At 59.0% G+C, this 12,858-nt stretch carries 13 protein-coding genes; 10 read left to right on the top strand and 3 right to left on the bottom strand.

The window, feature by feature from the left end; translation table 11 throughout:
- Positions 1-125: 125 nt before the first annotated feature.
- Positions 126-1,223, top strand: a complete 1,098-nt coding sequence (locus KW839_RS07525; protein WP_218423896.1) for an RHS repeat-associated core domain-containing protein — start codon at positions 126-128, stop codon at positions 1,221-1,223.
- A gap of 37 nt (positions 1,224-1,260) precedes the next feature.
- Here KW839_RS07525 and KW839_RS07520 read toward each other — a convergent pair whose 3' ends face one another.
- Positions 1,261-1,881 (bottom strand): TetR/AcrR family transcriptional regulator, encoded by a 621-nt coding sequence (locus KW839_RS07520; RefSeq protein WP_218423895.1) that lies wholly within the window; start codon positions 1,879-1,881, stop codon positions 1,261-1,263.
- Positions 1,882-2,017: 136 nt separating this feature from the next.
- Here KW839_RS07520 and copC point away from each other — a divergent pair, with 136 nt between their 5' ends.
- The 9 genes from copC to KW839_RS07475 all read left to right on the top strand — a co-directional run bounded on the left by copC (position 2,018) and on the right by KW839_RS07475 (position 10,658).
- Positions 2,018-2,383 (top strand): copper homeostasis periplasmic binding protein CopC, encoded by a 366-nt coding sequence (copC, locus tag KW839_RS07515; protein ID WP_218423894.1) that lies wholly within the window; start codon positions 2,018-2,020, stop codon positions 2,381-2,383.
- Positions 2,384-2,386: 3 nt separating this feature from the next.
- Positions 2,387-3,244 carry a copper homeostasis membrane protein CopD gene (copD, locus tag KW839_RS07510; RefSeq protein ID WP_218423893.1) on the top strand — a complete coding sequence of 286 codons (858 nt, stop codon included), beginning with the start codon at positions 2,387-2,389 and terminating at the stop codon, positions 3,242-3,244.
- A gap of 184 nt (positions 3,245-3,428) precedes the next feature.
- Positions 3,429-4,727, top strand: coding sequence for an OprD family porin (locus tag KW839_RS07505; RefSeq protein ID WP_218423892.1), 1,299 nt, complete (start codon positions 3,429-3,431; stop codon positions 4,725-4,727).
- A gap of 302 nt (positions 4,728-5,029) precedes the next feature.
- Positions 5,030-5,854, top strand: coding sequence for an NAD(P)-dependent oxidoreductase (locus KW839_RS07500; RefSeq protein ID WP_218423891.1), 825 nt, complete (start codon positions 5,030-5,032; stop codon positions 5,852-5,854).
- 53 nt (positions 5,855-5,907) lie between these two features.
- On the top strand, positions 5,908-6,795 hold the full coding sequence (locus tag KW839_RS07495) for an SMP-30/gluconolactonase/LRE family protein (RefSeq protein WP_218423890.1): 888 nt from the start codon (positions 5,908-5,910) through the stop codon (positions 6,793-6,795).
- 74 nt (positions 6,796-6,869) lie between these two features.
- A complete protein-coding gene (locus KW839_RS07490) occupies positions 6,870-7,841 on the top strand; it encodes a TRAP transporter substrate-binding protein (RefSeq protein ID WP_218423889.1) in 972 nt (323 codons plus the stop codon).
- 79 nt (positions 7,842-7,920) lie between these two features.
- A complete protein-coding gene (locus KW839_RS07485) occupies positions 7,921-8,448 on the top strand; it encodes a TRAP transporter small permease (protein ID WP_218423888.1) in 528 nt (175 codons plus the stop codon).
- Positions 8,449-9,729 (top strand): TRAP transporter large permease, encoded by a 1,281-nt coding sequence (locus tag KW839_RS07480; protein ID WP_060540441.1) that lies wholly within the window; start codon positions 8,449-8,451, stop codon positions 9,727-9,729.
- A gap of 59 nt (positions 9,730-9,788) precedes the next feature.
- The gene (locus tag KW839_RS07475) at positions 9,789-10,658 is read left to right on the top strand and encodes an aldose 1-epimerase (protein WP_218423887.1); all 870 of its coding nucleotides are present in this window, start codon (positions 9,789-9,791) and stop codon (positions 10,656-10,658) included.
- A 3-nt stretch (positions 10,659-10,661) separates the two neighbouring features.
- Here the strand turns inward: KW839_RS07475 and KW839_RS07470 are convergent, their stop codons facing one another.
- Positions 10,662-11,462 (bottom strand): sulfite exporter TauE/SafE family protein, encoded by an 801-nt coding sequence (locus KW839_RS07470; RefSeq protein WP_218423886.1) that lies wholly within the window; start codon positions 11,460-11,462, stop codon positions 10,662-10,664.
- Positions 11,463-11,471: 9 nt separating this feature from the next.
- Positions 11,472-12,716, bottom strand: a complete 1,245-nt coding sequence (locus KW839_RS07465) for an FAD/NAD(P)-binding oxidoreductase (RefSeq protein WP_218423885.1) — start codon at positions 12,714-12,716, stop codon at positions 11,472-11,474.
- Between the last annotated feature and the right edge of the window lie 142 nt (positions 12,717-12,858).

Below are 12,858 nucleotides of genomic sequence, written 5' to 3'. Positions count from 1 at the left end.
CTCCGATTCTTTCATATTGGTCCACTTGTACAGATTGACGCGCCTACCTATCAGTTCTGCTAGTAGACGACACCCCAAAAATGCCCGAGGCTTAAACCAACGAGCTGCCAAAGGGAACTGCGCCCATGACTTCGATGAAATTGCTGCGTCAATATCACTACGACCCACTGGACCGTCTGACGGGCGAGACTTCGGCTGGTCGGGCGAGCACGCAACGTTTCTATCAGGAAGACGACCTGGTGACCGAAGTGGGGGATCAGGTGCATTTGACGATCCTGCGCCACGGGGAGGAGCCACTGGCCCAACATCGGACCGCTTCCGGTGTTGATGACACGACGCTGCTGGCAACCGATCGAGCGCATTCAGTATTGCAAACTCTTGCGCGAACGAACCGCCAGCAGATGGTTTATACCGCTTATGGGCATCGAACTGGCGAAAGTGGTTTGAGCAGCTTGCTGGGATTTAATGGTGAGGCACCGGATGCGATAACCGGTCATTATCTATTGGGACAGGGAACACGTGCTTTCAATCCGGTTTTGATGCGTTTCAACAGTCCGGATGAGTTGAGCCCTTTTGATTCAGGTGGAATAAATCCGTATGCGTATTGTGGGGGAGATCCGATCAACCGTTACGATCCGACCGGAGAGTCGTGGACGTGGTTACGATTTTGGAATCGCGGGATTTCATCCAGTAGCGCAATAGATCTAAGCAATAAGGTTTCGGATATTGTTGGCCCCAAAAGCAGCCCCGTTTTCAGCAACCCATCCTCAATAATTGAACCAACAACTGCAAGCATTGCAAGAACACCCTCACCGACAACATCCACCCCACTTGGTAGCGGCTCTCCCTCGGCATTCGAAAAATCACAAAATTCACCCTTCTTCCTGCCCGACGAGCGAACATATAAAACAATTGAATTCATACGCAACCACCCCCACACACAAGGGTCGAGTACAAACAAACAACGACCAACATATCCAATAAAATATGACATGATTAAAAGAAAGGTAGATATCAGTAAATTCCCTCCACCTTCTAATATGTGGAATAAATACCAATCCGCTTTACGCGCAGACATGGTTCAAAAACAATTAACACACGATAAAGTCCAGAGCAGAAGAAAATCTGCCAACGTCACATATTACCGACAGCGGATTAAGCGCGAAGTCGTGCTAAATTACAAAAAAGCTCAGGCAATTCGGACTAAAAATGACAACGGCTAATTTTAACTAAAACCGTAGTGTGTTATAGACTCACACACTACGGCTCCAACCCAATCCCCCGCAAAATCACCCCGGTCACCGTCTGCACCGCCCGCTCGAACTGCATGTCCGACAGCGGCTGGTGATCGTTGAGAATATTCACCTGATGATCAAAGTCAGCGTAATGCTGGGTCGAGGCCCAGATCATGTACAGCAGGCTGGAAGGCTCCACCGGCAGGATGCGTTTGTCGTCCACCCACTGGCGGATCTTCGCTTCTTTCATCTTGGCCCAGTCGTACAGGCTTTCGTCCAGGGCGCTGCCCAGGGTCGGTGCGCCATGGATGATTTCGTTGGCCCAGATTTTTGAGCCATGAGGCCGGCTGCGCGAATGGTTCATCTTGGCGCGGATGTAGCTGCTGAGCACCACCCGGGGATCGTCGAACAGCTCGAAGCACAGGGCGTCCTGCTTCCACACTTCCAGCAGGTCGAACAGTACGGCGCTGTACAGTTCGGTCTTGGTGCTGAAGTAGTAATGCAGGTTGGAGCGCGGCAGTTGCACTTCGGCGGCGATGTCCGCCATGGCGGTACCGCCGAAGCCCTTTTCAGCGAAGACTTTTTCGGCGCCCAGCAGAATCTTTTCGACGTTACTGCGACGAATCTCGATCTTGTGATTGCCCATGAGGGCTCCCCGGCAACAGCGTTGATCTAGACTAACACCCGCTCTGGATCGCGGCGACAGGGGAACAGGAAACTTCGTACTGCCGCCGTCTGTGGCTAAACTGGGCGCATTTGCAATTGACCTGTGAGTACTCTCGATGCTGCTCAAGAACACCCTGACCGCCGCTGCCCTGCTCGGTTCCTTGCTCAGTGTGACTTCGGTGTGGGCCCATGCTCATCTGAAGAGTCAGACCCCGGCGGCCGACAGCACCGTCACCGCACCGACGCAATTGCGCCTGGAGTTTTCCGAAGGCGTCGAAGCCGCTTTCACCAAGGTCATCATCAGCAAGGACAGTAGCAACGTCCCGGTGAAAAATCTCGACACTGAAGGCAACGACAAGAAGACACTGATCGTCACACCTGCTGCGCCATTGACGGCGGGTGCCTATAAAGTCGAATGGCACGCCGTGTCGGTCGATACACACAAGAGCGAAGGCGCCTACAGCTTCACGGTTGGCCAATAATCGATGACAACCGCGCTGGTGCTGTGTCGCTTCCTGCATTTCATTGTGCTGTTGTTGCTGTTCGGTTCCTGGTTTTTTCGGCCGTTGCTGCTGGGCCGTGAATCCACCGTGGATCAGCCGCTTGCGCGTATCGCCCGCTGGCTGGCCGTGCTGGCGCTGGTCAGTGGCGTCGGTTGGCTGCTGCTGATCAGCGCCAGCATGGCCGGGGCCTGGGAGGCGGCGCTCGATCCATCGACACTGCACCTGGTACTGGACAAGACCTTTTTCGGGCAAGTCTGGCGCTGGCATCTGTTTTTCAATGTGCTGTTGCTCGTGTTGTTGTGGACGCCATTGCGGGCCAGCCCTGCCCCGCGCCTCATCCTCGGTGGCCTGCTACTGGTTACGCTCGCCCCGGTCGGCCACGGCGCCATGCTCGAAGGCAATGAAGGCCGGTTACTGATGCTCAACCAGCTCATACACCTGCTCTGTGTCAGTGCCTGGCTCGGAGGGTTGATGCTGCTGGTGCTGATCCTGCGGCAACCTGCCGGGTATTCGATCCGCTCGGTCTTGCAGCGTTTCAGCGGAGTCGGTTACGCCCTCGTTGCCGGTTTGCTGATCACCGGAATGATCAATGTGCGTGTCCTCACTGGCACATTCTGGCCAACGCCGCTGTTCACTGGGTTCGCTTTGATTCTGCTGATCAAGGCCGCGTTGGTGGTCGCAATGTTGGGCCTGGCGTTGTTCAACCGTCTGCGGATCAATGACTGTGAAACGCGCCATGACGCCTTGCGTAGCAGCGTGATCCTGGAGTGGCTATTGGGGTTGGGCGCGGTGGCGGCGGTTTCTTTGCTCGGTACCCTGCCACCGATGGTTTCGGGGTGACGGCTCTCCTTCTGCAGAAGAGGGATTGCTCGCTGGGCAAGGAACACCATTGCAATCTGACTTCCACAAGTCATCGTATAACTTCTGATTGACATCCCGCCGAATTCCCGCAAATATCGCCACCAATGTTGTACGACGACGTATAACAAAAAATAAAAACAACAAGCTACAAGGGAGCGTCACAGTGAGCAAACCCGTCCGCCATTACTCCGCCCGTAGTCCACGTCCTGCCTTCGTCCGTCGCCATACCCTGAGCCTGATTGGCTGCAGCGGCCTGGCCCTGGCCCTGCCCATGAGCAGCCAGGCCGAAGGCTTTACCGATGACGCCAAGGTCAACCTGAACCTGCGCAACGCCTACATCAACCGCAACTACGTCAACCCGGCCTACCCCCAAGGCAAGGCCGAAGAGTGGACGCAGAACTTCATTTTCGACGCCAAATCCGGGTACACCCAAGGCCCGGTAGGCTTTGGTGCGGACGTGCTGGGATTGGTATCGGTCAAGCTCGATGGCGGCAAGGGCACCGGCGGCACGCAGTTGTTGCCGATCCATGGCGATGGCCGCCCGGCTGACAGTTTCGGCCGCCTGGGCGTGGCGCTGAAAGGGAAAATTTCGAAAACCGAACTGAAGGTCGGCGAGTGGATGCCGGTGCTGCCGGTCCTGCGTTCCGACGATGGTCGTTCGCTGCCACAGACCTTCCAGGGCGGTCAGTTGACCTCCACCGAAATCAGCGGCCTGACGCTGTATGGCGGCCAGTTCCGCCAGAACAGTCCGCGCAACGATGCGAGCATGCAAGACATGTTCATGAACGGTAAATCGGCGGCCTTCACATCGGACCGTTTCAACTTCGGCGGCGGCGAGTACGCCTTCAACGAAAAACGCACACAGATCGGCGTGTGGTATGCCGAACTCAGCGACATCTATCAACAGCAATACTTCAACCTGAGCCACAGCCAGCCAATCGGCGACTGGACCTTGGGGGCCAACCTCGGTTATTTCATCGGCAAGGAAGATGGCAGTGCCCTGGCTGGCGACCTCGACAACAAAACCGCCTTTGCCCTGCTCTCGGCCAAGTACGGCGGCAACACCTTTTATGTCGGCCTGCAAAAACTCAGCGGCGACGATGTCTGGATGCGTGTCAACGGCACCAGCGGCGGCACCTTGGCCAACGATAGCTACAACTCCAGCTACGACAATGCCAAGGAGAAATCCTGGCAGGTGCGCCACGACTACAACTTTGCCGCCCTCGGCGTGCCGGGCCTGACCCTGATGAACCGCTACATCAGCGGTGACAACGTGCACACCGGGGTCATCACTGACGGCAAGGAATGGGGCCGCGAATCGGAACTGGCCTACACCGTGCAGAGTGGCGCGCTGAAGAACCTCAACGTGAAATGGCGCAACGCGAGCATCCGCAAGGACTTCAGCACCAACGAATTCGATGAGAACCGCATTTTCGTCAGCTATCCGATTTCGTTGTTGTAAACCCCGGGGATCCCCCCTGTAGGAGCCGGCTTGCTGGCGATGGCGTTGCGATGGACGAGGCAATACTCACGGCCGCCATCGCTGGCAGGCCAGCTCCCACAGGATTGCAGGTGCATGCTGATTGTTTGTCGCCACATAAATCTGTAGGGACCGAGATTTTGCGCAGCAGGGACAGTGATGACCCTCCGTCAATTACCACCAAGGTCGCGTTGACAAGTAACGGAAACCCTAACGATACTTCACGCCAGTCATACGACAACCTACAACAAATCGATAACAACAACTGTTTGTCCAGGATTCCCATGACGACCACTGCAACCACTCGCACTCCATTCAACCGCCTGCTGCTGACCGGCGCCGCCGGTGGCCTCGGTAAAGTCTTGCGCGAAAGCCTGCGCCCTTACGCCAACGTCATCCGCCTGTCGGACATCGCTGAAATCGCCCCGGCGATTGATGATCGCGAAGAAGTCGTGAACTGCGACCTGGCCGACAAGCAGGCCGTGCATGACCTGGTCGAAGGCGTCGACGCGATCCTGCACTTCGGCGGCGTGTCCACGGAGCACTCGTTTGAAGATATTCTGGGCGCCAACATCTGCGGCGTATTCCACATCTACGAAGCCGCGCGTCGCCACGGCGTGAAACGGGTGATTTTCGCCAGCTCCAACCACGTCATCGGCTTCTACAAGCAGGGTGAAGTGATTGACGCCCACTCCCCTCGCCGCCCGGACAGCTACTACGGCTTGTCCAAGTCGTACGGCGAAGACATGGCCACCTTCTACTTCGATCGCTACGGCATCGAAACCGTCAGCGTGCGCATCGGCTCCTCCTTCCCGGAACCACAGAACCGCCGGATGATGAGCACCTGGCTGAGCTTCGGCGACCTGACTCAATTGCTCGAGCGCGCGTTGTACACGCCGAATGTCGGCCACACCGTTGTCTACGGCGCCTCCGATAACAAGGACGTCTGGTGGGACAACCGCTACGCCACGGCCCTCGGGTACACCCCTAACGATACTTCCGAGGTATTCCGCAGCAAGGTCGAGACGCAGCCACTGCCGGCAGCCGATGATCCGGCGCGGCTCTATCAGGGCGGTGCCTTTTGCGCAGCCGGCCCGTTCGGCGACTGAGCCTTTGCCCACCACTTGATCCCCACAACAAAAACCCAAGGGAATGAGTCGCCATGCAAGCCGAATTGATTGTCGATGCCCGCAATGCGGTCGGTGAAAGTCCGGTCTGGGTACCTGAGGAAAACGCCCTGTACTGGGTGGATATTCCCGCTGGCACGCTGCAACGCTGGAATGCCGAGGATGGTCGTGTCCAGGCCTGGACAACCCCGCAAATGCTCGCCTGTATCACTCGCCACCAAAACGGTGGCTGGGTGGCCGGAATGGAGAGCGGTTTCTTCCACCTGCATCCGCACCACGACGGCAGCATTGACAGTCAGTTACTGGCCCTCGTCGACCATGCCCGCCCCGACATGCGCCTCAACGACGGGCGCTGCGATCGCCAGGGCCGTTTCTGGGCCGGCAGCATGGTGCTGAACATGGCAGCCAATGCCGTCGACGGCACCTTGTATCGCTACAGCGCCGGGCAACGCGGGCCGCTCGACGCACAATTGAGCGGGTTCATCGTGCCCAATGGCCTGGGCTTCAGCCCTGACGGTCGCACCCTGTATCTGTCCGACTCTCATCCTTCAATCCAGCAGATCTGGGCCTTCGACTACGACATCGACACCGGCACCCCCTCCAATCGCCGGGTCTTCGTCGACATGAATCAATACTGTGGTCGCCCCGACGGCGCCGCAGTCGATGCCCAGGGCTGCTACTGGATCTGCGCCAACGATGCCGGATTGATCCACCGTTTCACCCCCGAAGGAAAGCTCGACCGCTCCCTCACCGTCCCGGTGAAAAAACCCACCATGTGCGCCTTCGGCGGCAGTCGACTGGACACACTGTTCGTGACCTCGATCCGCCCCGGTGACGACCATGACCCGCAGTCCCTGGCCGGTGGCGTGTTTGCGCTGAACCCCGGTGTACAGGGCCTGCCTGAGCCCATTTTCAACAACTGAACCGCAGCTGCTTGTGCTGCAACGCTGTGCCTTGAACAAAAAAACAATAAAACAATAAAACTGGAGACACCCCCATGGACTTCAAACGCACCTTGCTCGCCGCCGCACTCCCCCTCGCCTTCTCCCTCAGCAGCGCCGCTCACGCGCTGGAAATCAAATTCGCCGACATCCACCCGGCCGGTTACCCGACCGTGGTGGCCGAAGAGCAACTGGGCAAGACCCTGGTGGCCGACAGCGACGGAAAACTGACCTTCAAGATGTTCGCCGGCGGTGTGCTCGGTTCGGAAAAAGAAGTGATCGAGCAGGCCCAGGTTGGAGCCATCCAGATGGCCCGGGTCAGCTTGGGCATCGTCGGGCCAGTAGTGCCGGACGTAAACGTGTTCAACATGCCGTTCGTGTTCCGCGACCAGGCGCACATGCGCAAAGTCATCGACGGTGAAGTCGGTGACGAGATCCTCGACAAAATCACCAACTCCGAATTCAACCTGGTCGCCCTGGCCTGGATGGATGGCGGTACGCGCAACATCTACACCAAGAAACCGGTACGCAGCCTGGCCGACCTCAAGGGCATGAAGATTCGCGTACAAGGCAACCCGATGTTCATCGAAACCATCAACGCCATGGGCGGCAACGGTATCGCAATGGATACCGGCGAAATCTTCAGCGCCCTGCAGACCGGTGTGATTGACGGCGCGGAAAACAACCCGCCGACCCTGCTTGAACATAACCACTTCCAGAACGCCAAGTACTACAGCCTGACCGGTCACCTGATCCTGCCCGAGCCGATCGTGATGTCGAAAATCACCTGGGAAAAACTCACCCCTGAGCAGCAAGCCCTGGTGAAGAAAACCGCCAAGGCTGCCCAGGCCCAGGAGCGCATCCTCTGGGATGCAAAATCGGCCAGCAGTGAAGAAAAACTCAAGGCCGCCGGCGTCGAGTTCATCACCGTCGACAAGAAACCTTTCTACGAAGCCACCGCCTCGGTCCGCGAAAAATACGGCGCGCCGTACGCAGATCTGATCAAGCGCATCGAAGCCGTCCAGTAACCCTCCCTGCATTGAAGAAAGGCCCGGCGCCCATTGACGTTGATTGACGTCAGTGCGCGCCCGGTTACGGTGAAACCCGATGAAGAATCTATTGCTGCGCATCAACGACAGGATTTACATGACCTGCATCTGGGTCGCAGGCCTGTCGGTCCTGGCCATTTCCCTGATGATCCCCTGGGGCGTCTTCGCCCGTTACGTCCTCGGCACCGGCTCCAGCTGGCCGGAGCCAACGGCCATTCTGCTGATGATGGTCTTCACCTTCATCGGCGCGGCCGCCAGTTATCGCGCCGGCGCGCACATGGCGGTGGCGATGCTCACCGACCGCATGCAGCCGCAAATGCGCAAGGCCGTGAGCGTGTTCTCCCAGCTGCTGATGGCGACCATTTGCCTGTTCATGGCCATCTGGGGCACCAAGCTCTGCCTGTCCACCTGGAACCAGTTCATGAGCTCCATGCCAACCCTGCGTGTGGGCATCACCTACATGCCGATTCCGATTGGCGGCGTGCTGACCTTGATCTTTGTCCTGGAAAAACTCTTGCTCGGTGATCAGAGCAATCGTCGGGTCGTGCGTTTCGACCTCGTTGAAGAAAACGAAGGTGCCGCCTAAATGGACGCTCTGATACTGCTCGGCAGTTTTATCGCTTTGATCCTGATCGGCATGCCGGTCGCCTACGCCCTGGGGCTATCGGCGCTGATCGGCGCATGGTGGATCGATATCCCGTTCCAGGCCCTGATGATTCAGGTCGCCGGGGGCGTGAACAAGTTCTCTTTGCTGGCGATTCCGTTCTTCGTCCTGGCCGGCGCGATCATGGCCGAGGGCGGCATGTCCCGGCGTCTGGTGGCGTTTGCCGGGGTCTTGGTGGGCTTCGTGCGCGGCGGCCTGTCCCTGGTCAACATCATGGCCTCGACCTTCTTCGGCGCGATCTCCGGCTCCTCGGTAGCGGACACCGCTTCGGTCGGTTCGGTATTGATTCCGGAGATGGAGCGTCGCGGCTATCCGCGGGAGTTCGCCACCGCGGTCACTGTCAGCGGCTCGGTGCAAGCCCTGCTGACGCCGCCGAGCCACAACTCGGTGCTCTACTCCCTGGCCGCCGGCGGCACAGTGTCGATCGCCTCGCTGTTCATGGCCGGTGTAGTGCCGGGCCTGCTGATGAGCGCGTGCCTGATGGTGCTGTGCCTGATCTTCGCCAAAAAGCGTGACTACCCAAAAGGTGAAGTCATTCCGATGCGCGAAGCGCTGAAGATCTGCGGCGAAGCGCTCTGGGGCCTGATGGCCATGGTCATCATCCTGGGCGGCATTCTGTCGGGCATTTTCACCGCCACCGAGTCGGCGGCGATTGCCGTGCTCTGGTCGTTCTTCGTGACCATGTTCATCTACCGCGACTACAAGTGGCGCGAACTGCCGAAACTGATGCACCGCACGGTGCGCACGATTTCGATTGTGATGATCCTGATCGGCTTTGCTGCCAGCTTCGGCTACATCATGACCCTGATGCAGATCCCGGCGAAGATCACCACGATGTTCCTGACCCTGTCGGACAACCGTTACGTGATCCTGATGTGCATCAACGTCATGCTGCTATTGCTCGGCACGGTGATGGACATGGCGCCGCTGATCCTGATCCTGACGCCGATCCTGATGCCGGTCATTCTGGGCATCGGTGTAGACCCGGTGCAGTTCGGCATGATCATGCTGGTGAACCTGGGGATCGGATTGATCACACCGCCAGTGGGTGCGGTATTGTTCGTGGGGTCGGCAGTGGGCAAGGTGAGTATCGAAAAAACCGTGAAAGCATTGCTGCCGTTCTACGGCGTGCTGTTCCTGGTGCTGATGGCCGTGACCTACATTCCTGCACTGTCGCTGTGGTTGCCGCATCTGGTGTTGTGATGTTCAAGGCAAGGGAGGCGCATCCTCCCTTGCCACAACCAATATGAAAGCAGGTCTCCATGTCGCTGACACTGATCGAACTCGAAGACGAACTCACCCACCTCACCCTCGCCCCTGAACTCGGCGCCAGCATCGTCAACTGGACCGTGCGCCGCACCGGACAGCCCTTGCTCCGACACTCCGATGAGCGCGCGCTGAACACCGGCCTGCCCGGCAAACTCGGCTGCTATCCCTTGATACCCTGGTCCAACCGCATCGCCGATGGCGGCTTCCAATGCCCGGATGGCTGGCTGGCGTTGGCGCCCAACAGCCTCACCGATCCCCTGCCGATTCACGGCAGCGCTTGGCAGCAAGCGTGGCAGGTGGTCTCGCACTTGGCAGATGAGGCGGTCCTGCAACTGGACAGCACCAGCCCCTTCGCCTATCGCGCCGAACAGCGTTTCCATCTGGCTGGCGGCAAACTGAGCATCGAGTTGCACGTCACCCACCTGGCCGAACGCGCCGCGTGGCACGGCCTGGGGTTGCATCCCTATCTTCCGCGCAGCGCCAACACCCGTTTGCAGGCTGCGGCCGCTGAGGTATGGCTGTGCGATGCGAGAAAACTGCCGACGCAGCTCAGCGCGTTACCCGCCGAATGGGATTTCCAACAGCTCAAGGCACTGCCCGAGACGCTGGTCGACAATGGATTCTGCGATTGGGATGGTCAGTGCCTGATCCAGCAACCCGACCTTGGTTATGAGCTGAATTGCCAGGCCACCGGCAGTGATTACTTCCTGCTGTATTGCCCGGTGGGCCTGGATTTTTTCTGTATCGAACCGGTCAGCCACCCGGTCAATGCCCATCATTTGCCGGGTCGGCCGGGGTTGCGCTTGCTGGAACAGGGACAGTCCAGCGAACTGGGTTTCAGCCTCCAGTATCGGCCGCTGTAAGGCTCAGGCGCGCAGCAACATATAGGCGGCAACCACCAGGCAAACACTGGCAAACCCGACCTGCAACGCCCGCGCCGGCACCCGCGCGCAGAGCTGTCGGCCGATGACCATGCCGACGATACTGGAGACGATAAAGGCTACCCCCAGACTGTCGATGCGCACCCCCGCATGGAACGCACCCATCACCCCAATAGCCGAAATCAGGCTGATCACCATCAGGGAGGTGGCGACGATCCCGCGCATCTGCACATCGGTCAATTGCTTGAAAGCCGGCACGATGAGAAAGCCACCACCAACACCGAGCAGCCCCGACACTACCCCGGTCACGGCGCCGAGGGCCGCGAGCGTCGCGGTGCATTTGGCGGTCCAGGAGAAGCGCCCGGTTTGTTGATCGAGCATGCAGTTCTTCTGACCCCAGTTGGCGTGGCCATGATCGCTGGGACCCTCGTCCTTGCGTTCACGGCGCAACATGCGCCAGGCCACCATGACCATCAGCAGGCTGAACAGGATCATCAGGACTTTTTCCGGCAACTGATGGGCAAAATAGATGCCCACCGGGGAAAACACCGCACCCAGTGCCGCGATCAGCAACGCCGCGCGATAGCGCACCAGGCCATGGCGTAAACCGTCAATGGCGCCGACCGCCGCCGCACTGCCCACGGCAAACAATGCCACCGGGGCGGCCTGGGTCATGCTCCAGCCCAAGCCCAGTACCAGCGCCGGCACCGCGAGAATCCCGCCACCGGCACCGGTCAATCCCAGCACCAACCCCATCACCACGCCAAACAGACTTGCCAGCAACATAGGGAGTTCTCAGTCGACCTTGGACATGCGCGTCAGCCACTCGCGGCCCTTGAGCATACCGTTCCAGTAGAACCACGGCAGCAGTGTCGCCTTTAGCCACCACGCCGAGCGGCGCGCGGTCGTCGGGTCGAGGGGAAAGGTGGGCAACAACTTGCCCGCGTAACCGAACTCGGCAAGGATCACCTTGCCCTTCTCCACCGTCAGCGGACAAGAACCATAGCCGTCGTATTTCAGCGGCAGCGCTTGTTGCTTGCGCAAGGCCAGCAGGTTTTCGGCAACGACCACTATCTGCTTGCGCACCGCCGCGGCGGTTTTGGCATTGCTGGTGCCGCAGATATCGCCCAGTGCGAACACGCCTGGATAACGTGGATGCTGCAGGCTGTGAGGATCGACCTCGCACCAGCCGGCGGCGTCGGCCAGCAGACTCTGGGCGATGAAGTCCGGGGATACTTGAGGTGGCACGACGTGCAGCAGATCAAAGGTTTTTGCCTGGCGGGTGACCGTGCCATCGGCGTCCTTGACTTCGAACCACGCGGTTTTCGCCGGGCCGTCGACTTTTACCAAGTTCGAGTTGAACGCCAACCGGGCCTTGTATTTATCGATGTACTTCATCAGCGGCGCAACAAATGTCGCCACACCGAACAGCGCCGCGCCGGCAAGATTGAATTCGACGTCAATGTTGTTCAGCACACCGGTCCTGTTCCAGTGATCGCAGGACAGGTACAGCGCCTTTTGTGGCGCGCCCGCACATTTGATCGGCATGGCGGGCTGGGTGAACAGCACCTTGCCGCCGCGCAATTTCTGCACCTGCTCCCAAGTGTAGGTCGCGTGCTGATAGCTGTAGTTGGAGGTCACACCGTGTTGGCCGAGGGTATCCTCCAGGCCTTCGATTTTCTCCCAGGCCAGGCGCAGGCCGGGGCAGACGACCAGGTTTTGATAGCTGACCGTGCGCGCGTCACTGAGGGTAAGTTGGCGCTGGTCCGGATCAATGCCCGTCACGGCAGCCTGCAACCAATTGGCCCCGCGCGGCATCACTGACGCCATGGGCCGAACGGTATCTTTGACGTTGTACGCACCACCACCGACCAGGGTCCAGGCCGGCTGATAGAAGTGTTGGGCGCTGGGTTCGATCACGGTGATGCTCAGGTGCGGGCTGCGCTTGAGCAGGCTGGCGACAAGGCCGATACCCGCCGTGCCACCGCCGATGACCACGATATCTGCACTGATGGATGGGCCCCAGTGTTGATCGTTCATTGCTTGTTCCTTTTGTTGCACGAAAGGATTTTTGCCGGCCTCAACAAAAAAATACTGTGGGAGCGGGCTTGCTCGCGAAGGCGGTGTGTCAGCCAACGTATATGTCTAATGACACGCCGCCTTCGCGAGCAAGCCCGCTCCC

Source organism: Pseudomonas sp. PDM31 (genome assembly GCF_019218965.1).
GTDB lineage: Bacteria > Pseudomonadota > Gammaproteobacteria > Pseudomonadales > Pseudomonadaceae > Aquipseudomonas.
The sequence above is the reverse complement of the archived record's forward strand: the minus strand, read 5'-3'. Positions and strand labels throughout refer to the sequence as shown.